The sequence below is a fragment of the Rathayibacter sp. VKM Ac-2857 genome (assembly GCF_013205025.1).
Classification (GTDB): domain Bacteria; phylum Actinomycetota; class Actinomycetes; order Actinomycetales; family Microbacteriaceae; genus Rathayibacter.
In genome coordinates, this window is record NZ_JABMLE010000004.1 from 622302 (window position 1) to 648746 (window position 26445).

Below are 26445 nucleotides of genomic sequence, written 5' to 3' on the forward strand. Positions count from 1 at the left end.
GTCAGGCCTGGCACTGCGTGGCGTCGGTCGCCTCGCAGATCTCGCGGATCTCGTCGTAGTAGGCGTCGTCGACCGGCTTCGTCTCGTAGAAGACGCTGCGGAAGCCGTCGCTGTCGGCCGACTCGATCCCGGCGGCGACGATGTCGTCGATGGTCACCTCGGCGAGGATGTCCTTCAGCTGCGCCTTGAGGTCGTCGGGCAGCGTGTCGGACTCGACGATCGGCGCCCCGGGCACCATCGTGCGGTCGATCACGGTGACGGCGTCGGACTTCTCGACCTCGCTGTCCTCCGCGAAGCCGGCCTCGCACTCCGTGTTCTCGCCGACCTTCTGCACCGAGACGTCGTGCTTGCCCGCGAACACCGGCGTGATGTCGGTCTCCGGGTCGATGCCGGCCTCGAGCAGGGTGTAGCTGGGGAAGAGGTAGCCGGAGGTGGAGGACGGGTCGACGAAGCAGACCTTCTTGCCCTTCATGTCGGCGATCGAGGCGATGTCGCTGCCGTTCGGGACGATGGCCTCGGAGTAGTAGCCGGGCTCCTGCCCCTCCGCCGTGACGATCGAGGAGATCGGGGTGAGCTGCGCCCCGTTGTTGGTGGCGGTGACGTAGGTGAAGCCGGAGAAGCTGGCGACGTCGATCTGGCCGGCGATGCTCGCCTCGATCAGCGCGGCGTAGTCGGTCGACTCGTGGTACTCGACGGTCTTGCCGGTCTCCTGCGCGATGTAGTCCATCAGCGGCTGGTAGTTGGTCTCGGTGTCGACGGAGTCGGGGACGACGCCGAAGACGAGGGTGCTCGAGTCGACGGCGAAGCCGGCCTCGGAGTCGCCCGCCGCAGCGGAGTCGGCGGATGCGGCGCCGGAGCAGCCGGCCAGGAGCGTGAGGGCGCCGGCGACGGCCAGCGCGGAGAGGACCGATCGGGAGAAGGAGGAGGACAGGCGAGCGCGGGTGGGCATGACGGCCTTTCGGGCGAGAGGGTGTCGAGGGGGACGACAGGAACTCTGCCGCACTGAGCGCCCACGTATATACCTATCTCGCCACTGTTCACGACGTGTTAACCCCTCTCACCGCACTTCGATAAGGTGCCTTCGTGGCTGATGTGATGTACAAGGCGATCGCCGACGACCTGCGTCAGTCGATCGCGAGCGGGCGGCTGGCCCCCGGCGACGAGGTCCCGACCGAGGGCGAGCTCGCCGCGAAGTGGAACACCTCGCGCGGCCCGATCCGCAACGCCCTCGCGGCCCTGCGCAGCGAGGGGCTGATCGAGACGACCCGGGGCCGCCCCAGCCGGGTGATCGAGCGCAAGGCCCAGCAGGCCGTCGACGTCTCCATCCCGTTCACCCGCTGGGCGCGGACGATGGGCGCCCGGCCCGGGGCGCTGACTCAGGAGGTCTCGCTGCGCCGCTCCGACGCGGAGCAGGCGGCGCTGCTGGGCATCGAGCCGGGCGAGCTCGTCGTGGACGTGCTGCGGCTGCGCTCGCTCGACGACCGCCCGACGATGCTCGAGCGCCTCACCTTCATCGAGCCGGCCGGGCGCACCCTCTTCGACGTGGACCTCGACACCGTCTCGATCACCGAGTTCCTCGACTCCCGCGGCTGGCGGTCGGCCGAGGTCGACCACGAGATCGACGCGGTCGCGGCGGACGAGACGGACGCGCGGCTGCTCGAGCTGGCACCCGGTTCCCCCGTGCTGCGGCTGCACCGCATCACCCGCGACTCCGAGGGGCGCACCTTCGAGGCCTCGGACGACCGCTACCGCAGCGACATCGTCCGGTTCACCGTCTCCGCAACCGGTCGGCGGCGCGAGGGCGCGCACTTCATCCGGCCCGTCGGGCTGTGAGAGAAGCGCTGCTCCGACGCCCGCGAGTCAGGCCGACAGCAGCACGATCCCGGCGACGACGACCAGCGAGGCCGCGATGCGGCGCACCGCCGAGCCCTCCCGGAGCACCAGAGCGCCGAACACCGAGACGAGCACGACGCTCACCTCGCGCAGCGGCGCGATGAGGGCGACGGGCGCGAGGGTGATCGCCTGCAGCACGAGGATGTACGACAGCGGCGACAGCACGCCGAAGGCGAGCACGCGCGGCCAGTGCGCGGCGAGGACGGGGGCCAGCTCCGCGAGGCGCCGACGCAGCGGCACGAGGTAGAGCACCACCTCGAGCAGGGTGCAGCCGACCATGAAGGCGACGGGCGACAGACCCCAGGTCCGCAGGGCGTGCGCGTCCCAGATCGTGTAGACCGCGATGGCGACCCCGGTGAGGGCGCCGAAGAGGATGCTCGGATCCACCCGCCGGCGCGACCGCGGCTCGGTCACCGGCGGCCGGTCGAGCAGCCCGGTCGCGACCACGCCGATCACGACGACGGCGACGCCGAGGACCGCGAGCAGCGGGATCCGCTCGCCGAGCAGCAGCACCGCGAGCCCCGCGCTGAGGGCGGGCCCGGTCCCCCGCGCGGTGGCGTACACGGTCGACAGCCGGCCGCGCGCGTAGCCGTGCTGCAGCACGACCATGTAGCCCAGGTGCAGCACTCCCGAGAGGCCCGCGCCGATCAGCAGCCCCCTGAGCACGTCCGGGCCGGAGCCGAGCCCGCCGGTGAAGGGGATCACCGGCACCCAGAGCACGGTGCTCGCGACCGCGCCCCACCAGAGGAACGGCAGGCCGAGACCGCTGACGCGGTGCGCGACGATGTTCCACGCCGCGTGGCAGACCGCCGCCGACAGCACCAGGACGAGGACGAAGGTAGACATCTCGGGAACGGTAGCGCACCCCGGGACGCCCGTCGTGGCGCGGTGCGATCATTCACCCGGGTCGCCGCCCCGACGGCCGGTGGTGTTCTCAGGGGTGAACAGGTCCTGAACGTGTCTTCCGGAGTGATGCCGGTCCCGTCAGAGAGGTACCGATCTCGGCCTCGCGGCCGTGTGCGCGGTCGCCTCCGCGCTCCACTCCCCCGTCTGGAGTGAGGACGTCCCCGACCACCCGCGCGCTCGGCGCCGTCCCGGCCGAGGCGCGCGGAAGGGGTGCCCCGGCAGGGAGTCCCGGGCGCCGGGCGAGCGCTCGTAGCCTGGTCGCTCCCGACGAGAGGACGACGACATGGAACACGGCAGGGTCGACGGCAGGAAAGACGACAGGGACACGGACACCGGTCCGGACCTCGACGACCTGCTCGCCGCGCTCGACGCGCAGGAGACCATCGAGAGCGGCTCTCCGCTGCATGCGGTCATGCACGCCGCGAGTCAGGAGGCGCTGCGCATCACCGCCGAGCTGAACGGCGGCTACCACGCTCCCGAGCGGGTGCGCGAGCTGCTCGCGGAGCTGACCGGCCGGCCCGTCGACGAGTCGGTGACGCTCTTCCCGCCGCTCCGCGCCGACTTCGGCCGGAACCTCCGGCTCGGCGCCCGGGTCTTCCTCAACTCGGGCTGCGCCTTCCAGGACCAGGGCGGCGTCACGATCGGTGACGACTGCCTCGTCGGGCACGACGTCGTCTTCGCGACGCTGAACCACGGGCTCGACCCGGCTCACCGGGGCGACCTGCATCCCGGGCGGATCGTCGTCGGCTCCAACGTCTGGATCGGCGCGAACGCGACGCTGCTGCCCGGCGTCACGATCGGCGACGACGCGGTGATCGCCGCGGGCGCGGTGGTGACGAAGGACGTCCCGTCGGGGGCCGTCGTCGTCGGTGCTCCCGCCCGCGTCGTGCGGAACGTGCGCGCGACCGGCGCGGACGCGACTCCCTGACGGATCGCGGCGTCAGCCGGACGGGACGGCGCAGGTCTCCTCGGCGGCGGTCTGCCCGGCGGCGGCAAGGGGCTCCGGAGCGGGCTGGGAGGGAACGGGCTCGGCGGGAGCGGGGACCGCTGTGCCCGGATCGACCGGTGCCTCGGTCGGTGCGGCGGGCTGCTCCTCCGCGGGGGTCGACGCGAGCGTCACCGGCTCGTCGTTCAGCACGCGGGCCATCAGCTCGCCGCCGAGCACCGTGTCGGGGACGACCTTGCCGGGCCGGTCCGGGTCGTCCAGCGCCGGGTACTGCACGAACACCATCTGCGCGAGGTCGACGTCCTTGAGGGCCAGCGCGAGCGAGATCATCGTCGACGGGTTCGTCAGCGTCGTCGAGAGGTGCACGTTCGAGGACACCGCCTGCGCGAGTCCGTAGAGGGCCGGGACGTTCGACAGCGTGTCGGCCGAGCGGACCGTGCGCATCAGCGAGGCGAGGTACTGCTGCTGCGAGGAGATCCGGCTGAGGTCGCTCTCGTCGCCGACGCCGTGCCGGGTGCGGAGGAAGGCGAGCGCGGTCGCGCCCGAGACGGTGCTCGTGCCGGCGGGGAGGTCGAGCCCGGAGTCGGTGTCGCGGATCGGCCCGGTGAGGCAGATCGGCACTCCCCCGACCGCGTTGCTCATCTCGATCACGCCGTTGAAGGAGACCCAGCCCGCGTACGGCACGGTCAGGCCGGTGAACTGCTGCACGGTGTCGTTGACGCAGGAGAGCCCGCCGTGCTCGAACGCGGAGTTGAGCGGGACGTCGGCCGTCGCCTCCGTGACCTCGCCCGTGTCCGGATCGGTGCAGGCCGGGCGGTCGAGGACGAGGTCGCGCGGGAAGCTGATCACCGTGGCGCTGCGGTGATCGGCGGAGACGTGCAGCAGGATCGTGACGTCGTTGAGCGTGGCGTCCCTGACCCCGAAGGCGTCGCCCTGCACCGCGTCGTTGTCGGTGCCGACGATGAGCACATCGAACCCGCCCTCGATCGCGCCGAGCTGCACCGCCTGCGGTTCCGCGGACGGCGCGACGCCCAGCTCGACCGCATTGCCGGCGACGTTGCTCGTGATGCTCGCCGTCGCGATCGCGACCAGGCAGGTGCCGCTCAGCGCGAGGACCCCGACGATCGCCGCCGCACCGAGGAGCAGACTCCGGAGTCCGGACCGCGGCCGGAGTCGTCCGTGCCGTGCGCCACCCGTCGTCGCCATCCGTCCCCGCCACCCCCGCAGCTCGTTCCGCCGTCCGCGCGGCGCCCGGGCCAGTGTACGGAACCGCCTCGAACGGCGGCGGACGGCGTCGCGCCGGGTAGCCTGCCCCAGTGACGACCACGACCGCAGCACTCGACCTCGGCTACGCCCGGCTCGCGGTGGGAGCCTGGGGTCTCGTGCACGCGGCGCTCGCCGCGGTCCTGGTGCCGTTCGTGCTCCTGCAGACCGCGTCGGCGATCGATCCGGCCATCGACGGCTGGAAGGACCTGCGCGTGCTGGCGCCCGCCGTGCAGTGGGCCGTGCTGGGGGCGTGGCTGCCCGTGCTGATCACGCCCGTCGTCGGGTTCGCCGTGGTCCGGCGGCTCGCGAGGCCGCTGCGCTGGTGGTGGGTGACGCCCGCGATCGGCGTGCTCGCGACGCTCGTCCTGCACTTCCTGCCGTACCTCTTCTTCACGGCCCCGGCGCCCACGATCGGCGGCTAGCGGCACCGCTTGTCCCGCCGCCGCCCGGTACGCTCGTCAGCGGATCCTGAGGGAGGCGACCGGTGCTGGAGACGATCCTGGAGGCGCTCTCCCTCATCACGCTCCCGCTGGGGCTGCTCTTCCTGTTCGCGGCGTTCGTGGGGCTGCTGATCGACGGGCGGTGGTCGACGACGACCGCCTACCTCGAGGACGGGCCGCCCCGGGCGCTGCACTGGGTCACCCGCGCCGGCGAGGTCCGGTCGCGGCCGCTCACCGCCGACGATCCGCTGACGCCGGTCGGCTCGGACCAGCGCGAGGTCTACTACCGCGAGGAGGACCCGGAGCGGATCCGCCTGCACCGCCGCGCCGATCCGGTGCGCGCGCTGCGGCTGACCGGACTGATCCTGGTCGGCACCGGCGTCGTCTGCGGGATCGTCTCGACGGCATTGGCGATCCTCGGGAGCTGACCCGCGACCAGCGCCGGGCTCAAACCTGCCGGGCTCAGGCCTCCGGGCGCCGCTCGTCGTCGATCGCGCGCCGGTGCGCCTCGTCCTCGCGGTCGAGGGCGGCGGCGCTCGACGGGGTGATGACTCCGGCCCGCCGCAGCGCGCTCGTCACCGCGGCGCGGACGACGAAGAAGACCGCGACGAGGACGAGCGCGAACCAGAACAGGTTGATCAGGAGTCCGGTGAGCAGGGCTCCGAAGCTGGGTTCCATGCCCTCCACGCTAACCGCCGAGTCCGTCCTGAGCCGAGTCAGCCCACCCCTGAAGTCGCGGCGATCCGCCGATCGACCCGTCGCGAACGGCTCCCTCGGCGCGTCGGCGAGAGCCGTTCGCGACGGATCGACCGCCCGCGGGGAGCGCTTCGAAGCCTCAGCGCCAGTGCGCGAGCGTGGCCTCCATCAGCAGGCGTGCGCGGGAGAGCTGCCCGCGGACGACGGTGGCGCTGACGCCGAGCTCGGCGCCGATGTCGTCGTAGCTGCGCTGGTGGAGCTGGCGGAGCTCCCAGCAGCGGCGCTGGAGCTCGGGCATCCGGTCGAGCACGGCGCGGGCCTCGGTGACGAGCGCCGCCCGCTCCGACACCGCCGTGGGGCTGTGGTCGAGCGACTCCGGCAGGTCCTGCTCCAGCTCGGCACGGCTCTGGTGGTCGGTCGAGCGGAGGCGGTCGTAGCAGCGGCGGCGCACGGTGGTGAGCAGCCAGCCGACGATGGTCTCGCCGTCGATCACGCTGTCCATGTGCGTCCACGCGGCGAGGAACGTCTCCTGCACCACGTCGTCCACCTCGTTCGAGGCCCGCAGGATCCGGAGCGCGGTCGCGCGCAGCAGTGAGGTGTGCCGGCGGACGATCTCGGCGAAGGCGCGGTCGTCGCCCGAGGCGGAGCGGATGACGAGCAGCCGGTCCGAGTCGGTCGGGAGCAGCGGCAGCGCCGGGGCGGCGACGGTGCGTGAGCGAGGGGCGAGGGTGGTGGCGAGCATGCGGGCTCCGGTCGTGAAGTTGATGTGTATGCATCATTCGGAGCAGACCTGGGAACAGATGGCGGAGGAGGCCGCCCTGGCGGGACGTGACGGCCCCGGCGTCGCGTACCGGGACATCCGGGACGAGGTGGTGCCCTGGTGACGGTGGTCTTCTCTACGCTCGGGTGGTGCGCCCTCCTCGTCCCCACCAGCAGCGTCCCCGCCGGCCGCGGCTCCTCCGGCAGCTCGCCGGCACGCTGAGCGGCCAGCGTCCTGCCGCCCCGGTCAGCCGGCGCTCGCAGCGTGCCGTCCTCGCCGAGCAGACCGTGCGCGGGGTGCTCGAGCTGGCGGTGCGGCTCGGCGAGACCCTGCTCTCGCTGGGCTCCGCGGCCGCCGAGGTCACCGAGACCATCGAGCGGGTCTGCCGGGCTTACGGCATCGAGGTCCAGGTCGACCTCACCTTCACCTCGATCCTGGTCGTGCACGACGGGAGCGAGGATTCCCCCAGCGTCAGCGTGCTGCGCGTCGTCGCCTCGCGCAGTGCCGACTACGAGCGGCTCGCCCGGGTGACGGCGCTGGTCACCGCGATCACCGACGGCTCCCCCGAGGTGCGCGTCGCCGACACCGTCGACTCGACGGCCGCGCGCGACGAGGCCCGGCAGCAGTTCGAGGACGCGCACGAGCGGCTCGACGCGATCCTCGTCCAGCCGCACCGCTACCGGCGGAGCGTCGTCACGCTCACCCTCGCCGTGATGGCCGCGGGCGTCGCGATCCTGCTCGGCGGCGGACCGCTGATCGTCCTCCTCGCCGCGCTCACGACCGCCGCGATCGACGGCGTCAACCAGCTGCTCGGCCGCTGGGGGCTGCCCGCCTTCTTCCAGCAGATCGCCGGAGCCGCGCTCGCGACGGGGGTCGCCGTGCTGCTGCTCGCGGTCGTGCCGCAGCTGCCGGTCGAGTTCGCCGTGCTGCCGCCCGCACTCGTGGTCGCCTCGGGCGTCGTCGTGCTGCTCGCCGGGCTCTCCTTCGTGGGAGCGGCGGACGACGCGATCAACGGCTTCCCGATCACGGCCGGCGGCCGGCTGCTCGAGGTCGGGCTGCTGACGCTCGGCATCGTCGTCGGCATCGCCGCCGTGCTCGACGGCGCGCGCACCCTCGGCGTCGAGCTGGTGCTGGTCGACTCCTACGCCCGGCCCTGGCCGGCGAGCGTGCAGGTGCTCGGTGCCGGCATCGCCGCCGGGGCCTGGGCACTCTCGTCGCACACTCCCCCGCGGCCGGCGCTCGTCGCCGCGCTCACCGGCGCGGGAGCATGGGTCGCCTCCGACGCGCTGAGCGGGCTGGGCGCCGCGCCGCTCCTGGCCAGCGCCGTGCCCGCGATCGTGATCGGGCTGCTCGGCGAGACCCTGGCCGAGCGCTGGCGCGTGCCCGCCGTAGTGACCACCGCCTGCGGCATCGTGCCGCTGCTCCCCGGCCTCACCCTCTACCGCGGCGTGCTCGACCTCACCTCCGGCCGCGGCCCCGAGGGCGGGATCGAGCTGCTGCTCCAGGCGGGCATGATCGCGATCGGGCTCGCGGGCGGCGTCACTCTCGGCCGGATCGCGTACCGCCGGCTGCGCACGCCGGTCGTCCGCGCGGTGGCGCCGGTCCGGGCGCGCCGCTCCCCGACTCCGGAGCAGGCGCCGACCGCGGAGGAGCCGCTCGCGCGGACGGGCACCATGCCGATCATCAGCACGATCGGCGTGACCGAGCCGACGGAGGACGACCTCGCCGGAGGGGCCGCGGCTCCGAAGGACTGAGGGCGGGCGGGTCGCGGGCGTCAGTCGCCGAAGCGGGTCTCCTTGTGCGGTGCGCCGGAGCGGTCGTAGGTCGTCCAGACTCCGACCTGGCGCCCGCGGTCGAACGACCCGCTGCGCATCGGCGTGCCGTCCAGGCGGAACCACTCCCAGTACCCGTGCATCTCGCCGTCGAGCACGGCGCCGCGGGCGCGCAGGGAGCCGTCCCGGTGCAGGACCTCCTGCGGTTCGGGATACGTCATCTCTGCTGCCTCTCGTCGCGTCGCACGCCGCATCGTCGCACGCCGCGGCGTCGCATGCAGGGGCAGCCATCGGGCGGACGGTGCTCTCGGCCGGGTCGGCTTGGATGGAGGGGTGAACACGCTCATCGTCGCCGCCCACCCCGACCAGGACTCGCTCACCCTCGCCCTCGCCCGGCGGCTCGCGGAGGAGCTGGCGCCGGCCGAGGTCGCCGACCTCGCCGCCGAGGGGTTCGACCCGCGGTTCGGCCCGGCCGACCGGCACAGCTACCGCGTCGCCGGCGAGTACCCGGCGGACGTCGCGCGCGAGCAGCGCCGCCTCGACGCCGCCGAGCACCTGGTGCTCGTCTTCCCCGTCTACTGGTGGTCGACGCCGGCGCTGCTGAAGGGCTGGATCGACCGCGTCTTCGTCAACGGCTGGGCCTTCGAGATCGACGCGGCCGACGGGATGCGCCGCAAGCTCGGCCGACTGACCGTCCACCTCGTGCCGATCGCCGGCGACGGTGCCGGGGTGTACGAGCGGCACGGCTACGAGCTGGCTCTGCGCACCCAGATCGAGCACGGCGTCGTCGACTACTGCGGCGCCGTGCGCGGCGCGACCGCCTTCGTGCACGACTCCGAGCAGGAGGACGCCGCCGCCCGCGCGGCGAGCGTCGACCGCGCCGTGGCGGCCGTCGTCGCGGCGGTCCGCGGTCGGGCCCCCCTGCCGGTCGAGTAGCCGCCTCCGGCGACCTCAGCTCATGCTGGTCGAGTAGCCGCCTCCGGCGAACTCAATTCATGCTGGTCGAGTAGCCGCCTCCGGCGACCTCAGCTCATGCTGGTCGAGTAGCCGCCTCCGGCGGCGTATCGAGACCCACCACCGCCGAGACATCCGGGAGCGAGCCTCCTCCCCAGCCCCCGATCCGACGGTGCTCTCCCCGACCAGCCCGCATCCCCGCTCCGGTGTCGGTGGTTCCTGCTTCAATACTCGTATGTTAAAAGATGAGGATGCGGCGGCACTCGCGGAGGTGCGCGACTGCTTCGACGACTCCGCCGCCGCCGAGCGCGCCGCGTCCCCGACGCGCCTTCGGGCGGCGGAGCTGATGCACCGCGGCTACCGAAAAGCGCTCACCGTCCCGGAGGCGTTCGCCCGCGGTGCGACCCGCAGCGAGACTCGCGACCTGGTCGAGCGCTCCATTCGGGCCGAGCTGGCGGTGGCGTACGGCGAGTCGGAGCAGGAGGTCTCCCGCCGCCTCGAGACCGCGCAGCTCCTGATGGAGCACCTTCCACTCACACGCGCCCTGCTCCGCGACGGCCGGATCCTCTGGAAGGTCGGCGAGGCCATCTGCCGAACCGCCGGCAGCCTCCCCGAAGCCTCCCGCTCCGCACTCGACGAGCGCGCCGCGGACGCCGCTCTCACCATGACGACGACGCAGCTGCGCCGAGCACTCGGCCGCTGGCGCGAGGAACTGCACGAGCAACCCCTCGCCCAGCGCCACGCCCGCGCGAAGGAGGACCGCGCCGTCTGGGTCACCCCGGACATCGACGGGATGGCCACGCTCTGCCTCTACGGCCCGGCACCCGCAGTGATGGGCGCACACGACCGGCTCCGCCGCATCGCCCGCACCCTCCGCGACGACGGCGACCCCCGCACTCTGCAGCAGCTCAGCGCGGACGCCGCGATCGACATTCTCTGCGACGGCGACATCACGGGGACCACGCCGAACGCCGACCACCGGCCCGACCCGACCTTCGTCCCCGGCATCCGCGCCGAGGTGCGACTCACCCTCGCCGCCTCCACCGCCGTCGGCCTCGACGACGCCCCCGCGGAGCTCGACGGCTACGGCCCCGTTCCCGCGGAGATCGCCCGCGAGCTCATCCGGACAGCTGCGTCTTTCACCCGCGTCCTGACCGATCCGGACACCGGGGCAGTCGTCTCCGTCGGCCGCACCTGGCGCGTCCCACCACCTCAAATGCGCCTGCACCTGCAACTGCGCGATCAGACCTGCCGCTTCCCCGGCTGCACCCGCAGCTCCAGCACGAGCGAGGCCGACCACACCCTCGAGTGGCGCAACGGCGGCGAGACCTCCCTCGAGAACCTCGTGTCGCTCTGCACCTCCCACCACCACGTCCGGCACGGCGAACAGTGGAGCTACAAGCGGATCGATGACCACGGCACGCTCGAATGGACGAGCCCGACCGGGCGGCGGATCAGCAACCGGCCGCCGCCGCTGCCCGGGCGCCCACCGGACCCGCCGCCGGGACCGCGCTTCGACGACACCCCAGTGCCGTTCTGACGGTGGTGGATCTCGATACGCCCGCTCCGCGAGCTACTCGATCAGCATGCAGGGCTCGCTGCGCCGACTACTCGATCGGCATGCAGCGCTCGCTCCGCGGGCTACTCGATCGGCATGCAGCGCTCGCTGCGCGCGGGCTACTCGATCGGCATGCAGCGCTCGCTGCGCGGGCTACCCGATCAGCATGCCGCGCGCGGTCCACGCGCGTGGCTCGGGCCCGCCCATGCTGGTCGAGGAGCCCCGGAGGGGCGTATCGAGACCCGCCCAGGTCAGCACGGTGGATCTCCATGCCTCCGCTGCGCTGCTCGGTCAGCATGCGGGTGATCCATGCTGGTCGAGTAGCCCGCAGGGCGTACCGAGACCCCCCGTCGCCGGCACGAAGCGGCGCCGTGATCGGATCGCGACAGGCCTCGATCCGATCGGGACACCCGCCCGCGACCCGCGCCGCGAGGCTGGATGCATGACCGACACCACAATCCCCCACCCCTCCGAGCACTCCTCCGACGACCGCCTCGCCGGCCGCACCGCCCTCGTCACCGGCTCCTCGAGCGGACTGGGCGAGGCCATCGCCCATCGGCTCGCCTCGTCCGGTGCGCACGTGCTCGTGCACGGCCGCGACCGCGCGCGCACCGAGGCCGTCGCAGAGGCGATCATCGCGGCCGGCGGCACCGCCTCCGTGCTCGTCGCCGACCTCGGCGGCACGCCCGACGCCACCCGCGCCGTCGCGGTCGAGGCGCTGCGCCTGCTCGGCGGGCGGATCGACGTCCTCGTCAACAACGCCGGCGTCTTCCCGGTCGGCCCCACCGCCGAGCTGAGCGACGCCGACGTCGACGCGCTGCTCGTCACCAACATCCGGGTCCCGCACCAGCTCGTCGGAGCGATCGCGCCGACGATGGCCGAGCACGGCTCCGGCGTGATCATCAACATCACCTCGTGGATGGCGCGCGTCGGCACCCTCGGCACCGCCCTCTACCCGGCGACCAAGGCGGCGCTCGACCACCTGACCCGCGCCTGGGCGGCGGAGTACGGAGCGGACGGCGTGCGCGTCGTCGCGGTCGCCCCGGGCGCCACGCTCACTCCCGGCAACGAGCACGCCTCGGCGATCCTCGACGCCATGACCGCCCCGACACCCGCCGGTCGCCCCGGCCGCCCGGACGAGATCGCCCAGGCCGTGCGCTGGCTCGCCACCGACGAGGCGTCCTACGTGCACGGCACGACCCTGCTGGTCGACGGCGGGATCGTCGGCGCGCGGCGCTGACTCGGGCTTCCGGCTGCGTCGCCGGTCAGTCGATCTGCACCAGCCGCCCCGGGTGCAGCGCGGCGTCGGCCGCGGGGGTCGTCTCGTAGGCGCGGCGGTAGTCGCGGCCGAAGTGCGATGCGCTCGCGTAGCCGACGGCCGCCGCCGCGCCCGCGGCCGTCTCGCCGCGGACGAGCAGGAGGCGCCGCGCCTCGCCCAGCCGCAGCCGGCGCAGGTAGCCGAGCGGCGACATCCCGGTCAGCTCGCGGAACCGCCGGGTGAGCGTCGGCACGCTCGTGCGCGCCTCGGCCGCCAGCGCGTCGAGCGTCCAGCCGTGCGCGAGCGCGGTGGTCATCGCATCGACGGCGCGGGTCACCGCCTCCGAGCGGACGGCCGACGACGCCGACAGCAGGCGCGGCGCCTGATCGCTCTGCAGCAGGCGGAGGACCAGCTCACGCGACACCGCCGGCCCGAGCACCGGGATCTCCTCGGGTGCGTCGAGGAGCCGGAACAGCCGGTGCAGCGCGTCGGCGAGCTCCGGGGTGATGATGCCGATCCGCTCGGGGACCGCCGCCGCGGGGCGGTGCGCCACGAGCCCGGCGACCTCGGCGACGAGCACCGGATCCAGGTGCCAGTTGGCCGAGACGAAGTCGCCCTGCTCGCCGGTCTCGACGACGGCCGCGATCACCGGCAGGTCGACCGGCGTGATCAGGAAGCGGCCGGCGCCCCACTGCTCGTCCGAGTCGCCGACGATCGAGCGCTTGCGGCCGGCGAGCACGAGGCTCAGCGTCGGCGGGAAGCGCGTGTAGACCAGCGAGGTCGGCTCGGTGACGCGGTGCAGCCGCAGGTTCAGCGCGGCGGCGCGCTCCGGATGCTCGAGGTGCCGGCGGGCGAGGTCGGCGGCGGCGGCGAGGTGCTGCTGGGCGCTCCCTGGCGCTTCGGTCACGGCCGGGGCAGCGCCGCGAGCGCGAGCTCGCCGATCTCGGCGACGCGCTCGGCGCTCCCGCCGTCGCGGGCCTGCGTCGACATGCCGCCGAGCACCGCCACGACGAACGCCGCCGTGCGGGCCGGATCGGTGCCGGCCGGAACATCCCCTTCGGCGATTCCCCGCTCGATCCGCGCCGCGATGCTCTCCTCCATCGCGCGGCGGCGCGCGGCCAGCCGCGGCTCGCTCAGCACGAAGCAGCCCGACGGCGTGCCCGGATCGGAGTAGCCCGCGGCGCTCGAGCGGACCACCGCGGCCAGCGCCTCCCAGGCCGTCGGCGCGTCGAGCAGCCGCGCGAGGGTCGCGTCGGCGGTGTCGGAGTAGCAGCTCGCGGCGGCACGGAAGAGCTCGTCCTTGTCGCCGAACGCCGCGTAGAGGCTCGGCGCCGAGATGCCGATCTCGCGGGTGAGCACCGCGACCGTCGTCTCGTCGTAGCCGTCGCTCCAGAAGCGGCGCATCGCCGTGTCGAGCGCCTCGTCGCGGTCGAAGCCCCTCGGTCGTCCTGCCATGCAGCGATTCTATAACAGTCGCTACGGAACGTGTTAGCGTGCCCCGCAGCAGTTCTTTATCGTCCACTACAGAAAGGCACCACCATGCAGATCCAGGACTCCGTCGTACTCGTGACCGGCGCCAACCGCGGGATCGGCGCCGAGTTCGTGCGGCAGCTGACGGCCCGCGGCGCCCGCACCGTCTACGCCGCGGCGCGCGACGTCTCGACCATCGCGGCCGCGCCGGGCGTCGTCCCGATCGCGCTCGACGTGACCGACCAGGCCCGCATCGCCGAGCTCGCGGCGACCCTCGGCGACGTGTCGATCGTCGTCAACAACGCCGGCATCGCTCCGACGGTCGACTTCATCGACGGCGACCTCGACGAGATCCGCCGCACCGTCGAGACCAACGCCTTCGCGCCGCTGATGCTCGCGCGCGCCTTCGCCGGGAGCCTCGGCCGGGCCGGCGGCGGAGCCGTGCTGAACGTGCTCTCCGTGTCGTCCTTCGTCTCGTTCCCCGGCTCGGAGTCGTACTCGATGTCCAAGGCCGCGGCCTGGAGCGTCACCGACGGTCTCCGTCTGGCCCTCGCCGCGCAGGGCACCCAGGTGCTCGGCCTGCACATGGGCTTCGTCGACACCGACATGGCCGCGTGGACCGACGCCCCCAAGTCGAGCCCGGCGGCGATCGTCACGGCCGCCCTCGACGGCCTCGAGCACGGCGCCACCGAGGTCCTCGCCGACGACCTCGCCCGCGCGGTCAAGCCGGGGCTCGCCCTCGACCCGGCCGAGCGCTACGCGGACGTGCTCGCCGCCACCCGCTGACAGCTCATGCTGGTCGAGTAGCCGCCGAGGGCGCCGTATCGCGCCCCATGCTGGTCGAGTGGCCCCGCAGGGGCGTATCGAGACCCGCCGTCACCAGGAGGGCGGGTCTGCAGACTCCACTTCTGACGCTGGTGGATCTCGATACGCCCGCTGCGCGGGCTACTCGATCAGCATGAGTGCGCCCGTTGCGCGGGCTACTCGATCAGCAGGGGACCGCCGCCCACGACAGTTGTGCCGCCACCCGCCATCATGCTGGTCGAGTAGCCCCGCAGGGGCGTATCGAGACCCACCGTCACCAGCAGGGCAGGTCCGCACACTCGCCCGACTGACGCCGCGTGGAGGCCGATCCGCGATCTCCGGCCGTTTGCGGCCGATCCTCCGCCTTCACGGGAATAGAGTTGGTTTGAAGACGCAGAAGCGGAACGCAGTCCCGCGCCGTCGAACCCCGGAAGGCTCCTCCATGACGCTCCCGCGTGCCGCCGCCGCACTGCTCTCCTCCGCCGCCCTCCTCGCGGCCCTGGCCGGCTGCTCCGCCTCGGCACCCGCCGAGTCCGCGACGCCCGAGGCCTCGAGCGCGCCGACCCCGACCAGCGCGCTGTCCGGCTCGATCACCGTCTTCGCCGCCGCGTCGCTGAAGGGCACGTTCACCGAGATCGCGACGGCCTTCGAGGCCGAGAACCCCGGCACCACCGTCGAGCTCACCTTCGCCGGCTCGTCCGACCTGGTGACCCAGATCACCAACGGCGCACCCGCCGACGTCTTCGCTTCGGCCGACGAGAAGAACATGGCCAAGCTCACCGACGCCGACCTCATCGAGGGCGAGCCCGTCGACTTCGCGACCAACACCCTCGAGATCGCCGTCCCGCCGGCCAACCCCGCGGGCATCGCCTCGTTCGCCGACCTCGCCCGCGAGGGCGTGAAGACGGTCGTCTGCGCAGCGCAGGTGCCCTGCGGCGCGGCGACGGTCACCGTGGAGACCGCGACCGGCGTCGACCTCCGGCCGGTCAGCGAGGAGTCGTCGGTCACCGACGTCCTCGGCAAGGTCACCTCCGGCGAGGCCGACGCCGGCCTGGTCTACGTCACCGACGTCGCCGCCGCCGGCGACGCGGTGACCGGGATCGAGTTCCCCGAGTCGTCGCAGGCCGTGAACACCTACCCGATCGCCCCGGTCACCGCCTCCGCGAACCCGGACCTCGCCGCCGCGTTCACGGCGTACGTGGCCGGCGACGAAGGCCGCACGGTCCTCGCGGCCGCGGGCTTCGGCGCCCCCTGATCACCGTCCCACTCCGCCGAATCGGCTCTACGATGGCTCCCATGCCGCAGATCCGGATCAAGAACGCCGCCGACTACCTCGGCGTGAGCGACGACACCGTCCGCCGCTGGATCGAGAACGGCACCCTCGCGAGCAGCAAGGACGCCTCCGGCCGCAGCGTCGTCGAGGGGCTCGACCTCGCCAGGCTCGCCCGGCAGAACGCGATCCTCCCCGTCGACCCGAGCGAGGTGGGCCGCTCGGCGCGCAACCGCTTCGTCGGCATCGTCACCGAGGTCGTCTCGGACACCGTGATGGCCCAGGTCGAGCTGCAGTGCGGCCCGCACCGCGTCGTCTCGCTGATGTCCGCCGAGGCCGTCCGCGAGCTCGGCCTCGAGCCGGGCTCGCCCGCGATCGCGATCGTCAAGGCGACCATGGTCGTCGTGGAGACGCCGAACGGGAAGGCGTGACGCGCTCTGCAGGAGTCCCCCGCTGGGTCGTCGCCGTCGCGGCGGTCGGCGGCGCCTTCGTCCTGCTGCCGCTGATCGGCATCCTCACCCGCGTCGACTGGGCCGGGTTCGTCCCGCTGGTCACCTCCGACTCCTCGATCGCCGCGCTCCTGCTCAGCCTGCGCACCGCCGGAGTGGCGACCCTGCTCTGCATCGTGATCGGCGTGCCGATGGCACTGACGCTCGCCCGGACCTCCTTCCCCGGCCAGGGGCTCGTGCGCGCGCTCGTGCTGCTGCCGCTCGTGCTGCCCCCGGTGGTCGGCGGCATCGCCCTGCTCTACACCTTCGGCCGGCTCGGCCTGCTCGGCGGTGCCCTCGAGGCGCTCGGGATCCGGATCGCGTTCTCCACCACCGCGGTGATCCTCGCGCAGACCTTCGTGGCGCTGCCGTTCCTGGTGCTCAGCCTCGAGGGGGCGCTCCGCTCGGCCGGTGATCGCTACGAGAGCGTCGCGGCGACCCTCGGCGCCCGGCCCTCGACCGTGCTGCGCCGGGTCACCCTGCCGCTGATCCTGCCCGGGCTCCTGTCCGGTGCGATCCTCTCCTTCGCCCGCGCGCTCGGCGAGTTCGGCGCGACGCTCACCTTCGCCGGCAGCCTGCAGGGCGTGACGCGGACCCTCCCGCTCGAGATCTACCTGCAGCGCGAGACGGATCCGGACGCCGCGGTCGCCCTCTCCCTGGTGCTGGTCGTCGTCGCGATGCTCGTGATCGGGCTGGCGCACCGCCGGCCCCGCGCCGCCCGAGTGGAGGCGCGCCCGTGACGCTCGAGATCGACGCGCGGCTGCACGCCCGCGGCTTCGACATCGCGCTGCGGGTCGAGGCGGGGACGACCACGGCGGTCCTCGGCCCGAACGGCGCGGGCAAGTCGACGCTCGTCGGGCTGCTCGCCGGTCTCCTCCGCGCCGACGACGGGCGCGCGACCCTCGCCGGAGTGACCCTGTTCGACTCCGCCCGCCGCCTGCACCTGCCGCCGCACCGCCGCCGGATCGCCCTGCTCGCCCAGGACCCGCTGCTCTTCCCGCACCTCAGCGTGCTCGACAACGTCGCGTTCGGTCCGCGGAGCACCGGTTCTGGCCGGTCCGCCGCGGTCGGGACCGCGCGCACCTGGCTCGAGGCCGTCGACGCGGTCGACCTCGCCGACCGCCGTCCGGCGCAGCTCTCGGGCGGTCAGGCGCAGCGGGTGGCCCTGGCCCGCGCGCTCGCGCCGAGCCCGGAGCTGCTGCTGCTCGACGAGCCGATGGCGGCGCTGGACGTCTCGGTCGCGCCACTGCTGCGGCGGATGCTGCGCCGCGTGCTGCCGGGGCGGACCACGATCCTGATCACCCACGACGTCCTCGACGCCTACACGCTCGCCGACCGCGTCGTGGTGCTGCACGACGGGCGGGTGATCGAGAACGGCCCGACCCACGAGGTGCTGGAGCGGCCGCAGAGCCCGTTCACGGCCGAGCTCGCGGCGCTCAATCTGCTCGTCGGCACGGCGACCGGCACCGCGACCGGCACCGGGCTGCGGACCGACGACGGCGTGGAGCTACGCGCGGCCGGCACCGTCACCCCGGGCGTACGGGCAGCGGCCGCGTTCCGGCCCGCCTCCGTGTCGGTGTCGCCGGTCTCCCCGGGAGCGCCCGGCGCGAACCGCGTCCGCGCCCGGATCCGCGATCTGGAGCGACGCGGCGACCTGGTCCGGGTGCGCGCCGCCGGCATCGCGGCCGACCTCTCGCCCGCGCAGCTCGCGGCCCTCGGCGCGGGGATCGGCGACGAGGTCGACTTCGTGATCGATCCGGAGGCGATCGCCCTCTACCCGGCGCACCCCGCCCCGGGCGGAGGGTAGCCCTCCGCAGCCTGCCCGAGAAGGGCCCCCTCCCGCGTCCTCTCCCGCGGGTAGCTTTCACGCATGGCGCAGCGCAGCGAGACCAGGCCGGTGCCGTCGACGGCGATCGACGTCACCGTCAACGGCGAGCCGAGGGCGGTCGAGGTCGACAACCGCACCACCCTCCTCGACCTGCTCCGGGAGCGGCTCGATCTCATCGGCTCGAAGAAGGGCTGCGATCACGGCCAGTGCGGCGCCTGCACCGTGCTGCTCGACGGGCGCCGGACCAACAGCTGCCTCGTGCTGGCGGTGTCGGTCGACGGCCGCGAGGTCACCACGATCGAGGGCCTGGCCGACGGCGAGACTCTGCATCCGGTGCAGCGGGCGTTCCTCGAGCGCGACGCCTACCAGTGCGGCTACTGCACCCCGGGGCAGATCTGCTCAGTGGTCGGGATGCTCGCCGAGGCGCGCGCGGGCATGCCCAGCCACGTCACTGCCGAGCTCGACGCCGCCCACGTCGTGCTCGGTGACGCCGTGCTCGGTGACGTCGTGCTCGACGACGAGGAGGTGCGCGAGCGGATGAGTGGCAACCTCTGCCGCTGCGGCGCCTACGCGAACATCGTGCCCGCCGTCCACGACGCCCAGGTGCACGCCGACACCTGCACGCACCCGAGCGAGACGGAGACCGCGCGATGAGGACCTTCGAGTACCAGCGGGCCGCGGACGTCGCCGACGCCGTGCGCCTGCTCGCCGCGTCGCCCGAGGCGAGGCCGCTCGCCGGCGGCACCAACCTCGTCGACCTGATGAAGCTCGGCGTCGAGCGCCCCGCCGCACTCGTCGACGTCAGCCGGGTCGACTTCGGCGGCGTCGAGGAGACACCCGAGGGCGGCCTCCTGATCGGCGCCGGAGTCGCGAACAGCGACCTCGCCGCGAACCCGCTGGTCCGCCGCCGCTACCCGGCCCTCAGCCGTGCCCTGCTCGCCGGCGCCTCCGGCCAGCTGCGCAACCAGGCCTCGACCGCCGGGAACCTGCTGCAGCGCACCCGCTGCACCTCCTTCACCGACGTCTCGAAGCCGTGCAACAAGCGCGAGCCGGGCACCGGCTGCTCCGCGCTGACGGGCGTCTCCCGCGAGCTCGCGATCCTCGGCATCGCCACCGACGTCGACCCCGGTCACCTCTGCATCGCGACCCATCCCGGCGACATGGCCGTCGCGCTCACCGCGCTCGACGCCGTGATCCGCTTCGCGACCGTCGACGGGCCGTCGAGCCTGCCGATCACCGACTTCTACCGTCTCCCCGGCGAGCACCCCGAGCGCGACACCGACCTGCCGACCGGCGCCCTGATCACGGCGGTCGAGCTGCCTCCGCTCCCCTTCGCCGCGACCTCGACCTACCGCAAGGCCCGCGACCGCCGCTCCTACGCCTTCGCTCTCGGCTCGGTCGCCGCCGCGCTCGAGGTGACCGACGGGACCGTGACCGACGTCCGCCTCGCCCTCGGCGCGGTCGCGCACGCCCCCTGGCGCGCCCGCATAGCGGAGGACCTGCTCCGCGGCGGCCCCGCGACCGTCGAGGCGTTCACGCGGGCGGCGGAGGCGGAGCTCGCCGCCGCGACGCCGACCGAGCAGAACGCCTTCAAGGTCCCGCTGCTCCGGCGGCTGATCGTCGGCGTCCTGGCCGAGCTCGCCGGACTGGACGAGGAGGCGGCGGCATGACCGCGCTCGGAACTCCACTCGCCCGCCTCGAGGGCCGCGACAAGGTCACCGGCGCGGCCCGCTACGCCTTCGAGCACTCACCGGAGGGACTGCTGCACGCCTGGCCCGTGCAGGCGGCCGTCGCGACGGGCATGGTGAAGCACCTCGATCTCGACGCCGTGCTCGCGCTGCCGGGAGTGCACTCGGTGATCACCCCCGACTCCGCGCTGCCGCTCGAGGACGCGGACGACGGCGAGCTGCAGGTGCTGCAGTCGCACGCGGTCGCCTACCGCGGCCAGGTGATCGCGCTCGTCCTCGCCGACACGCTCGAGACGGCCCGAGACGCCGCCGCCGCTCTGCGCGTCGAGTACGTCGACTCCGGGACCGACGTCGTGCTCACCGAGGACCAGCCCAAGCTCTACGCGCCGGAGCAGGTCAACGCCGGCTTCCCGACCGACAGCTCCGAGGGCGACGTCGACACGGCGATCGCGGCGGCGGCCGTCTCGATCGACGCGCGCTACTCCACCCCGGCGCTGTTCAACTCGCCGATGGAGCCGCACGCCTCGGTCGTCACCTGGGCCGACGGGCGGCTCGACGTCCTCGACTCCTCGCAGGGCACGAGCTCGGTGCAGTCGACTCTGGCGACGCTGTTCTCGCTCGATCCCGCCGTGATCCGGGTGCGCAGCGAGCACGTCGGCGGCGGCTTCGGCTCCAAGGGCTCGCCGCGGCCGAACGTCGTCCTCGCGACGATGGCGGCGATCATCACGGGACGGCCGATCAAGATCGCGTACACCCGGCAGATGATGTTCGCGCTGGCCGGCTACCGGACGCCGACGATCTCGCGCGTCCGGCTCGCCGCCGATGCGGAGGGGCGGCTCACCGCGATCGCGCACGAGGCGTTCTCCCACACCTCCACGATCCAGGAGTTCGCCGAGCAGACCGGCGAGGCCACCCGTCACCTCTACGCGGCGCCGAACCGGTTGGTCACCCACCGGGTCGCGGCGCTCGACGTGCCGACGCCCCGCTGGATGCGCGCCCCCGGCGAGTGCCCCGGCATGTACGCGCTCGAATCGGCGATGGACGAGCTCGCGGTCGCCGCCGGCATCGACCCGATCGAGCTGCGGGTGCGCAACGAGCCGGACGTCGACCCCGACTCTGGCTCGCCCTTCTCCAGCCGGCACTACCTCGACTGCTTCCGCCGAGGAGCGGAGCTGTTCGGCTGGGAGGATCGCGATCCGCGGGCCGGCGTCGACCGCCGCGGCCGCTGGCTCGTCGGCACCGGAGTCGCCGGCGCCACCTACCCCGTCCTCACCTCGCCGAGCGGGGCGCGCGCCACCGCGCTGCCCGGCGGCCGCTTCGTCGTCGCGGTGAACGCGACCGACATCGGCCAGGGCGCCCGCACGGTGCTGACCCAGGTCGCGGCCGACGCGCTGGACGTGCCGGTCGACCGGATCGAGATCGTCATCGCCGACAGCGCGCTGCCGCAGGGACCGGTCGCCGGCGGCTCCTCGGGCACCGGCTCCTGGGGCTGGGCCGTCACCAAGGCCTGCCACCGCCTGCTCGCCCTGCTCGCCGACGGGCAGCCGCTGCCGCCGGAGGGGCTCGAGGTCGTCGTCGACACCACGGAGGACGTCGCCGGGATGGGCGAGTACGCCCGCTACGCCTACGGCGCGCACTTCGTCGAGGCGCGGGTCGACCTCGACTCCGGCGAGATCCAGGTGCCGCGGATGCTCGGCGTCTTCGCCGCGGGCCGGATCCTCAACCCGCGCACCGCGCGCTCGCAGTTCCTCGGCGGCATGACGATGGGGCTGTCGATGGCGCTGCACGAGCACGGCGCCCTCGACCCGCTGCTCGGCGACTACGCCAACCACGACTTCGCGACCTACCACGTGGCGGCCAACGCCGACGTGGTCGACCTCCGGGCGGAGTGGCTGGACGAGGTCGATCCGCACCTCGCGCCGATGGGCGGCAAGGGCATCGGCGAGATCGGCAACGTGGGTACCGCCGCGGCGGTGGCGAACGCGGTCTTCCACGCCACGGGCGTCCGCGTCCGCGACCTGCCGGTGCAGCCCGACAAGCTGCTCGCCGCGCTGCCGCCCCGCTTCTGACGGCGGGCCCTTCAGGAGAGGTCACCCTCTCGGTCGGGCGACTGCATGCTGATCGAGTAGCCCGCGCAGCGGGCGTATCGAGATCCACCGGCGTCAGAAGGACGGGTCTGCAGACCGCCCTGCTGACGAAGGCGGGTCTCGATACGCCCCTGCGGGGCTACTCGACCAGCATGAACGGGACGCCGCGCCCCCTGTCCCTCACTGCCGGGACGGGGAGCGAGTGAAGCCGGGCAGCCGGCCGAAGGCGTGGACGACGGCCGTCGCGGCGAACGGGAGGACGGCCCCGGCGGCGGCGAGCCCGAGCACCGGGGCGCTCGTCGCGAGCGCCAGCAGCAGGAACAGCACCGCCGCGAGCATCAGGGTGCAGAGCGGCCTCGCGAGCAGGAGCAGCGCCGCTGTCCGCAGCTGCCAGCGCGTCCGCTCCGCGAAATGCGCCCGCACCACCCAGAACACGACGGCGAACAGCGCGAAAAGCACGGACACCACGAGGAGCACGCCGGTCACCGCCACGCCGACGCCGTCGACCTCCTGGCCGCCGAGGATCCGGTGGTCGACCCAGAGGACCGCGCCGACGCCGAGCAGCGCGAAGCCCGGCAGGTTGGCCCGCGGGAACTCCTCCCGCCAGGACCGCGCGAACGTCGAGACGGTGCGCCGGAGCGACCACGACCCGTCGGCGTCGAGCAGCCGGGCGCGGTGGACGGCGTGCGCGGCGGCCACCGAGGGGAAGAACCCGGCGACCACCGCGCCGCGCAGGGTGAAGACGAGCATCGCCGCCGAGACGACCACGATCAGCAGCACGACCCGGCAGGCCGCCTCGTAGCGCTCGGCGAGCGACGCCATCAGCCCTTCACCGCCCCGACCAGCACGCCCTTGTTGAAGTACTTCTGCAGGAACGGGTAGAGCACGAGCAGCGGCAGCGTCGAGACGATGATCACGCCGTACTTGATCTGGTCGGCGGTCTCCTGCAGCTGCTGCGCGGACTGCCCGCCGCTGCCGCCCTGGCCCGCGACCGACTGGTTCGCGAGCAGGATGCTCTGCAGCACGTTCTGCAGCGGCAGGAGCGACGCGTCCCGGACGAAGACCAGCCCGGTGAAGTAGTCGTTCCAGTGCCCGACGAAGTAGTACAGCCCGATCACGGCGATGATCGCCGCGGACAGCGGGAGCACGATCCGCAGGAAGAAGCCGAGGTAGGTCACCCCGTCGATGCGGGCCGCGTCGTGCAGCTCCTCGGGAATCGAGGTCTCGAAGAACGAGCGGGCGATGATGAGGTTGAAGACGCTGAGGGCGCCGGGGAGGACGAACACCCACATCGAGTTCAGCAGCCCGAGGTCGCGGTAGAGCAGGTAGTTCGGGATCAGCCCGCCCGAGAAGAACAGCGTGACCGCGAACGCCAGGAGCAGCACCCGCCGCGGCCGGAACTCGGGCCGCGAGAGCGCGAACGCCGCCGGGATCGTGACGAGCAGGTTCAGCGCGGTGCCGAGGACGGCGTAGACGACGGAGTTGCGGTAGCCGTTCCAGATCCGCTCGTCCTGCAGCAGCCGCTCGTAGCCGGAGAGCCGGAAGCCCTCCGGGATCAGCGCGAGCCGCCCGGAGGAGACCGCGCCCGGGTCCGAGAACGAGGCGACCACGATGAACCAGAGCGGATAGAGCACGGCGAGCACGACGATCGCGATCAGGAGGCCGGCGACGACGTCGATCAGCCGGTCGAGCGGCCGCTTCGGCACCGACCGACGTCGGCGGCGCGGCGCGGCGGCCCCGCCGAGGGTACGGGTCATGATCGGTCCTCGCTGCTCAGAAGACACTGGAACCCGTGGCGCGCTTGGCGAGGTGGTTGGCCAGGATCAGCAGGGCGAAGTTGATCATCGTGTTGAAGAGGCCGATGGCGGTGGAGTACGAGAACTGGTTGCTGAGGATGCCGATCTTGTAGGTGTAGGTGGCGATGACCTCCGCGGAGGACAGATTGAGCGCGTTCTGCATCAGGTAGACCTTCTCGAAGCCGACGCTCAGCACCGAGCCCATGTTGAGGATGAGCAGGATCGCCGCGGTCGGCAGGATCGTCGGGATGTCGACGTAGCGGATGAGCCTCAGGCGCCCGGCGCCGTCGATCTTCGCGGCCTCGTAGAGCGAGGTGTCGACGGTGGACAGCGCGGCGAGGTAGATGATCGCGTTCCAGCCGCAGTGCTGCCAGACCTCGCTGACCCAGTAGATCGTCGAGAAGGCGTCCGGCTCAGCGAGCAGATTCTGTCCCGGCAGGAACCGGCCCAGCAGCCCGTTCTCCGGCCGCAGGAAGATGTTGATCATCGCGACGATCACCACGACCGAGATGAAGTGCGGCATGTAGGTGATCGTCTGCACGAAGCTCTTCAGGCGGCCGGCGCTGATCTGGTTGATCAGCAGCGCCAGGACGATCGGGGCGACGAATCCCATCGCGAGCGTCCAGAGGCTGATCTGCACGGTGTTCAGCACGATCGTCGAGAACAGCGGCGACTCGAAGAACTGCACGAAGTAGTCGAAGCCGACCCACTCGCCGCCGCTCAGCCCCAGGGCGGGGACGTACTTCCGGAAGGCGAGCTGCAGTCCGTAGAGCGGCACGTACGCGAAGACGACGGTGAGGACCAGCGCCGGCAGCACCATCAGCCAGAGCTGCCAGTGGTGACGGACGCTGCGCAGGGCTGCGACCGGCGCGGGAGCCGTCCGCGTCATGAGGCCGCGGTGTACAGGTCGTAGGCCTTCTGCCAGAGCTCGACGTTCTGCGCGAGGCCGATCGACTCCAGCTGGGCGACGTACTCGTCCCACTCGCCGTCGACCCCGCCCTCCGCGATCCACTGCGACGTCTTCTGCAGGGCGTAGTTGAGCACGGCGGTGTCGTTGTTCGCGGCGACGATCGCGTCCTCGGCGGAGAGGCGGACGTAGTCGGGCATCACGTCCCGCACGTGGTCGTAGTGCGAGTACTGCTCGGCGTAGACGTCGTCCACCTCTCGCAGGTCGTCGCGGTTCCAGTCGCCGTTCAGCGTGACGGAGTCCGGAATCCAGCCGGCGAGGCGATCGGCGAGCGCCGGGTCGCGTCCGTCCGCGACGGCCGCCCGGTAGGCCTCGGTCACCGTGTAGGTGCTGCCGCCGTCGTCGGTCACGTACTCCGGGATCGACCCGGTGAACTGCTGGATCGAGTACTTCTCGCTGTAGAGCGCGTCGACGACCTTCCAGACGCACTCGTCGCCGGCCGCTGCGGCCGAGACGGCGAGCTTCCCGCCCTCGTACTCGTTGTCGGAGCCGTCCCAGACCACGTCCTCGGGCGGCGTGCTCGCGGACGCCGCGGGAGCGGGCATCGCGACGTACTGGTCGCGGAGATCACCGAAGTCGGCGAGCGACCAGCCGAAGATCACGCCGGTCCGCGCGTTCTGCCCGTCGCCCTTCTGATCCGCGTAGTAGGCCGAGTCGTCCTTGGTGAGCGCATCCGCGGGCACGAGTCCGGCGGCCAGGAGCTCGTGCAGGTAGCCGACGACCTGCCGGTACTCGTCCGAGACGAGGAAGTTGGCGACCTTCCCGTCGGAGACGTGGATCCCCTGGGCCGACGGACCCTTGTTGAACGACGTCACGACACCGGTCGAGTTCAGCAGCAGGAACGGGCTGTACCAGCCGAACCCGCCGGTCTCGAGCCGGCGGATGTTGAAGGGGATCTCATCGGCCTGCCCGTTGCCGTTCGGGTCCTGCGTCTTGAACGCCTCGAGCACCGCGGTCAGCTCGTCCCAGGTCCTCGGGACCTCGAGGCCGAGCCGCTCGAGCCAGGCCCGGTTGATCATCATGTGCTGGCCGGACCCGCGGTAGCCGGTGCCCCGGGAGGAGGAGAGGGAGTGGATCTCGCCGCTCTCGTTCTCGACCAGCCGGCGCGCGTCGGGCTTCTCCTCGAGAAACCGCTGCACGTTCGGGAGGTCGTCGAGGTGCGGAGCGATGTCCTCGAAGAGGCCGGGGTACTGCACCGCGTCGTTGGAGCCGACGGCACGGAGAGCGATGTCCGGCACGTCCCCCGCGGCGAGCGAGGGGTTCTTCTGCTGGTTCCACGCGGTGTCGTCGATCGTGTTCCAGTTCACGGTGCAGCCCGTCTCCTCCGCGAGCGCGGCCGCCCAGGCGGTCTCGCCGACCGGCACCTGCGCCGTGCTCTGCGCGATCAGGACGTCGACGGCGCCGTCGTCGGCGGAACCGCCGTCGGTGCAGGCCGCCAGGCTCGCCGTCAGCGCGAGAGCAGTCGCTCCGGCGAGTGATCGCCGGACCAGGGTGTTCGTGACGAGGGGCATGGTGTTCTTCTCCATCGAAGGGTGAGCGGCACGGGGTCGCAGGGTCCGTGACCGTTCACGTGAACGGTCACGGACCACGAGTGCCCA

28 protein-coding genes are annotated in these 26445 nt (G+C 72.8%); 16 read left to right on the forward strand and 12 right to left on the reverse strand.

Annotation, left to right across the window (positions count from 1 at the left end; translation table 11 throughout):
- Position 1 precedes the first annotated feature (1 nt).
- Positions 2-949, reverse strand: a complete 948-nt coding sequence (locus HQQ86_RS19775; protein ID WP_173290275.1) for a phosphate/phosphite/phosphonate ABC transporter substrate-binding protein — start codon at positions 947-949, stop codon at positions 2-4.
- A gap of 134 nt (positions 950-1083) precedes the next feature.
- On the opposite strand from HQQ86_RS19775, the gene HQQ86_RS19780 reads away from it, so the two are divergent.
- Positions 1084-1833 carry a GntR family transcriptional regulator gene (locus tag HQQ86_RS19780; protein WP_367948746.1) on the forward strand — a complete coding sequence of 250 codons (750 nt, stop codon included), beginning with the start codon at positions 1084-1086 and terminating at the stop codon, positions 1831-1833.
- 27 nt (positions 1834-1860) lie between these two features.
- On the opposite strand, the gene HQQ86_RS19785 is transcribed toward HQQ86_RS19780, so the two are convergent.
- Positions 1861-2739, reverse strand: coding sequence for an EamA family transporter (locus HQQ86_RS19785; protein ID WP_173290277.1), 879 nt, complete (start codon positions 2737-2739; stop codon positions 1861-1863).
- A 343-nt stretch (positions 2740-3082) separates the two neighbouring features.
- Between HQQ86_RS19785 and HQQ86_RS19790 the strand changes: the two genes are divergently transcribed.
- A complete protein-coding gene (locus HQQ86_RS19790; protein ID WP_173290279.1) occupies positions 3083-3727 on the forward strand; it encodes a DapH/DapD/GlmU-related protein in 645 nt (214 codons plus the stop codon).
- 12 nt (positions 3728-3739) lie between these two features.
- On the opposite strand, the gene HQQ86_RS19795 is transcribed toward HQQ86_RS19790, so the two are convergent.
- A complete protein-coding gene (locus HQQ86_RS19795) occupies positions 3740-4951 on the reverse strand; it encodes an LCP family protein (RefSeq protein ID WP_173290281.1) in 1212 nt (403 codons plus the stop codon).
- Between the two features lie 110 nt (positions 4952-5061).
- Here HQQ86_RS19795 and HQQ86_RS19800 point away from each other — a divergent pair, with 110 nt between their 5' ends.
- Both HQQ86_RS19800 and HQQ86_RS19805 read left to right on the forward strand, forming a co-directional pair.
- A complete protein-coding gene (locus HQQ86_RS19800; RefSeq protein ID WP_173290283.1) occupies positions 5062-5433 on the forward strand; it encodes a hypothetical protein in 372 nt (123 codons plus the stop codon).
- 62 nt (positions 5434-5495) lie between these two features.
- Entirely contained in the window at positions 5496-5879 is a 384-nt protein-coding gene (locus HQQ86_RS19805) for a hypothetical protein (RefSeq protein WP_160089339.1), read from the forward strand.
- 34 nt (positions 5880-5913) lie between these two features.
- Here HQQ86_RS19805 and HQQ86_RS19810 read toward each other — a convergent pair whose 3' ends face one another.
- Positions 5914-6129 carry a hypothetical protein gene (locus HQQ86_RS19810; RefSeq protein ID WP_173290285.1) on the reverse strand — a complete coding sequence of 72 codons (216 nt, stop codon included), beginning with the start codon at positions 6127-6129 and terminating at the stop codon, positions 5914-5916.
- 157 nt (positions 6130-6286) lie between these two features.
- Entirely contained in the window at positions 6287-6889 is a 603-nt protein-coding gene (locus HQQ86_RS19815; RefSeq protein WP_173290287.1) for an RNA polymerase sigma factor, read from the reverse strand.
- Positions 6890-7056: 167 nt separating this feature from the next.
- Between HQQ86_RS19815 and HQQ86_RS19820 the strand changes: the two genes are divergently transcribed.
- Positions 7057-8661: a threonine/serine exporter family protein gene (locus tag HQQ86_RS19820; RefSeq protein ID WP_173290289.1), complete on the forward strand. Its 1605-nt coding sequence runs from the start codon at positions 7057-7059 to the stop codon at positions 8659-8661.
- A 20-nt stretch (positions 8662-8681) separates the two neighbouring features.
- Here HQQ86_RS19820 and HQQ86_RS19825 read toward each other — a convergent pair whose 3' ends face one another.
- Positions 8682-8900, reverse strand: a complete 219-nt coding sequence (locus HQQ86_RS19825) for a toxin-antitoxin system YwqK family antitoxin (protein ID WP_173290291.1) — start codon at positions 8898-8900, stop codon at positions 8682-8684.
- Between the two features lie 112 nt (positions 8901-9012).
- Between HQQ86_RS19825 and HQQ86_RS19830 the strand changes: the two genes are divergently transcribed.
- The 3 genes from HQQ86_RS19830 to HQQ86_RS19840 all read left to right on the forward strand — a co-directional run bounded on the left by HQQ86_RS19830 (position 9013) and on the right by HQQ86_RS19840 (position 12431).
- Complete coding sequence (locus HQQ86_RS19830; protein WP_173290293.1) at positions 9013-9615, forward strand: NAD(P)H-dependent oxidoreductase; 603 nt, start codon at positions 9013-9015, stop codon at positions 9613-9615.
- 253 nt (positions 9616-9868) lie between these two features.
- Positions 9869-11173, forward strand: a complete 1305-nt coding sequence (locus tag HQQ86_RS19835; RefSeq protein ID WP_173290295.1) for an HNH endonuclease signature motif containing protein — start codon at positions 9869-9871, stop codon at positions 11171-11173.
- Positions 11174-11633: 460 nt separating this feature from the next.
- A complete protein-coding gene (locus HQQ86_RS19840) occupies positions 11634-12431 on the forward strand; it encodes an SDR family NAD(P)-dependent oxidoreductase (RefSeq protein WP_173290297.1) in 798 nt (265 codons plus the stop codon).
- A gap of 25 nt (positions 12432-12456) precedes the next feature.
- Here the strand turns inward: HQQ86_RS19840 and HQQ86_RS19845 are convergent, their stop codons facing one another.
- The gene (locus HQQ86_RS19845; RefSeq protein ID WP_173290299.1) at positions 12457-13356 is read right to left on the reverse strand and encodes an AraC family transcriptional regulator; all 900 of its coding nucleotides are present in this window, start codon (positions 13354-13356) and stop codon (positions 12457-12459) included.
- Complete coding sequence (locus tag HQQ86_RS19850; protein WP_173290301.1) at positions 13353-13904, reverse strand: TetR/AcrR family transcriptional regulator; 552 nt, start codon at positions 13902-13904, stop codon at positions 13353-13355. Before HQQ86_RS19850 ends, HQQ86_RS19845 begins: the two co-directional genes overlap by 4 nt.
- Positions 13905-13988: 84 nt before the next feature.
- On the opposite strand from HQQ86_RS19850, the gene HQQ86_RS19855 reads away from it, so the two are divergent.
- The 8 genes from HQQ86_RS19855 (at position 13989) to HQQ86_RS19890 (ending at position 22066) form a co-directional block, all read left to right on the forward strand.
- Positions 13989-14705 carry an SDR family oxidoreductase gene (locus tag HQQ86_RS19855; protein WP_173290303.1) on the forward strand — a complete coding sequence of 239 codons (717 nt, stop codon included), beginning with the start codon at positions 13989-13991 and terminating at the stop codon, positions 14703-14705.
- Positions 14706-15165: 460 nt separating this feature from the next.
- The gene (gene modA / locus HQQ86_RS19860) at positions 15166-15978 is read left to right on the forward strand and encodes a molybdate ABC transporter substrate-binding protein (RefSeq protein ID WP_173290305.1); all 813 of its coding nucleotides are present in this window, start codon (positions 15166-15168) and stop codon (positions 15976-15978) included.
- A gap of 41 nt (positions 15979-16019) precedes the next feature.
- Complete coding sequence (locus HQQ86_RS19865; RefSeq protein WP_123737136.1) at positions 16020-16424, forward strand: molybdopterin-binding protein; 405 nt, start codon at positions 16020-16022, stop codon at positions 16422-16424.
- Positions 16421-17221, forward strand: a complete 801-nt coding sequence (locus tag HQQ86_RS19870; RefSeq protein ID WP_173290307.1) for an ABC transporter permease — start codon at positions 16421-16423, stop codon at positions 17219-17221. The genes HQQ86_RS19865 and HQQ86_RS19870 overlap by 4 nt, the downstream gene beginning before the upstream one ends.
- On the forward strand, positions 17218-18288 hold the full coding sequence (locus tag HQQ86_RS19875; RefSeq protein ID WP_173290309.1) for an ABC transporter ATP-binding protein: 1071 nt from the start codon (positions 17218-17220) through the stop codon (positions 18286-18288). Before HQQ86_RS19870 ends, HQQ86_RS19875 begins: the two co-directional genes overlap by 4 nt.
- A 63-nt stretch (positions 18289-18351) precedes the next feature.
- Entirely contained in the window at positions 18352-18963 is a 612-nt protein-coding gene (locus HQQ86_RS19880) for a 2Fe-2S iron-sulfur cluster-binding protein (protein ID WP_173290311.1), read from the forward strand.
- Positions 18960-19979, forward strand: coding sequence for a xanthine dehydrogenase family protein subunit M (locus HQQ86_RS19885; protein WP_173290313.1), 1020 nt, complete (start codon positions 18960-18962; stop codon positions 19977-19979). Before HQQ86_RS19880 ends, HQQ86_RS19885 begins: the two co-directional genes overlap by 4 nt.
- The gene (locus HQQ86_RS19890; RefSeq protein ID WP_173290315.1) at positions 19976-22066 is read left to right on the forward strand and encodes a xanthine dehydrogenase family protein molybdopterin-binding subunit; all 2091 of its coding nucleotides are present in this window, start codon (positions 19976-19978) and stop codon (positions 22064-22066) included. The genes HQQ86_RS19885 and HQQ86_RS19890 overlap by 4 nt, the downstream gene beginning before the upstream one ends.
- Before the next feature lie 198 nt (positions 22067-22264).
- Here the strand turns inward: HQQ86_RS19890 and HQQ86_RS19895 are convergent, their stop codons facing one another.
- Genes HQQ86_RS19895 through HQQ86_RS19910 form a run of 4 tightly spaced genes read right to left on the reverse strand, consistent with a single transcriptional unit; the run spans position 22265 to position 26358 of the window.
- Positions 22265-22906, reverse strand: a complete 642-nt coding sequence (locus HQQ86_RS19895) for a DUF624 domain-containing protein (RefSeq protein WP_173290317.1) — start codon at positions 22904-22906, stop codon at positions 22265-22267.
- Positions 22906-23841 (reverse strand): carbohydrate ABC transporter permease, encoded by a 936-nt coding sequence (locus HQQ86_RS19900; protein WP_173290320.1) that lies wholly within the window; start codon positions 23839-23841, stop codon positions 22906-22908. Before HQQ86_RS19900 ends, HQQ86_RS19895 begins: the two co-directional genes overlap by 1 nt.
- A 16-nt stretch (positions 23842-23857) precedes the next feature.
- The gene (locus HQQ86_RS19905) at positions 23858-24769 is read right to left on the reverse strand and encodes a sugar ABC transporter permease (protein ID WP_173290322.1); all 912 of its coding nucleotides are present in this window, start codon (positions 24767-24769) and stop codon (positions 23858-23860) included.
- Positions 24766-26358, reverse strand: coding sequence for an extracellular solute-binding protein (locus HQQ86_RS19910; RefSeq protein WP_216845657.1), 1593 nt, complete (start codon positions 26356-26358; stop codon positions 24766-24768). Before HQQ86_RS19910 ends, HQQ86_RS19905 begins: the two co-directional genes overlap by 4 nt.
- Positions 26359-26445: the final 87 nt, after the last annotated feature.

Coding starts and splice junctions, on each gene's coding strand:
- HQQ86_RS19775 (WP_173290275.1), bottom strand. CDS start 949: ATGCCCACCCGCGCTCGCCTGTCCTCCTCCTTCTCCCGATCGGTCCTC.
- HQQ86_RS19850 (WP_173290301.1), bottom strand. CDS start 13,904: ATGGCAGGACGACCGAGGGGCTTCGACCGCGACGAGGCGCTCGACACG.
- HQQ86_RS19810 (WP_173290285.1), bottom strand. CDS start 6,129: ATGGAACCCAGCTTCGGAGCCCTGCTCACCGGACTCCTGATCAACCTG.
- HQQ86_RS19890 (WP_173290315.1), top strand. CDS start 19,976: ATGACCGCGCTCGGAACTCCACTCGCCCGCCTCGAGGGCCGCGACAAG.
- HQQ86_RS19835 (WP_173290295.1), top strand. CDS start 9,869: ATGTTAAAAGATGAGGATGCGGCGGCACTCGCGGAGGTGCGCGACTGC.
- HQQ86_RS19855 (WP_173290303.1), top strand. CDS start 13,989: ATGCAGATCCAGGACTCCGTCGTACTCGTGACCGGCGCCAACCGCGGG.
- modA (WP_173290305.1), top strand. CDS start 15,166: ATGACGCTCCCGCGTGCCGCCGCCGCACTGCTCTCCTCCGCCGCCCTC.
- HQQ86_RS19795 (WP_173290281.1), bottom strand. CDS start 4,951: ATGGCGACGACGGGTGGCGCACGGCACGGACGACTCCGGCCGCGGTCC.
- HQQ86_RS19790 (WP_173290279.1), top strand. CDS start 3,083: ATGGAACACGGCAGGGTCGACGGCAGGAAAGACGACAGGGACACGGAC.
- HQQ86_RS19825 (WP_173290291.1), bottom strand. CDS start 8,900: ATGACGTATCCCGAACCGCAGGAGGTCCTGCACCGGGACGGCTCCCTG.
- HQQ86_RS19785 (WP_173290277.1), bottom strand. CDS start 2,739: ATGTCTACCTTCGTCCTCGTCCTGGTGCTGTCGGCGGCGGTCTGCCAC.
- HQQ86_RS19885 (WP_173290313.1), top strand. CDS start 18,960: ATGAGGACCTTCGAGTACCAGCGGGCCGCGGACGTCGCCGACGCCGTG.
- HQQ86_RS19910 (WP_216845657.1), bottom strand. CDS start 26,358: ATGCCCCTCGTCACGAACACCCTGGTCCGGCGATCACTCGCCGGAGCG.
- HQQ86_RS19895 (WP_173290317.1), bottom strand. CDS start 22,906: ATGGCGTCGCTCGCCGAGCGCTACGAGGCGGCCTGCCGGGTCGTGCTG.
- HQQ86_RS19815 (WP_173290287.1), bottom strand. CDS start 6,889: ATGCTCGCCACCACCCTCGCCCCTCGCTCACGCACCGTCGCCGCCCCG.
- HQQ86_RS19880 (WP_173290311.1), top strand. CDS start 18,352: ATGGCGCAGCGCAGCGAGACCAGGCCGGTGCCGTCGACGGCGATCGAC.
- HQQ86_RS19900 (WP_173290320.1), bottom strand. CDS start 23,841: ATGACCCGTACCCTCGGCGGGGCCGCCGCGCCGCGCCGCCGACGTCGG.
- HQQ86_RS19905 (WP_173290322.1), bottom strand. CDS start 24,769: ATGACGCGGACGGCTCCCGCGCCGGTCGCAGCCCTGCGCAGCGTCCGT.
- HQQ86_RS19840 (WP_173290297.1), top strand. CDS start 11,634: ATGACCGACACCACAATCCCCCACCCCTCCGAGCACTCCTCCGACGAC.
- HQQ86_RS19865 (WP_123737136.1), top strand. CDS start 16,020: ATGCCGCAGATCCGGATCAAGAACGCCGCCGACTACCTCGGCGTGAGC.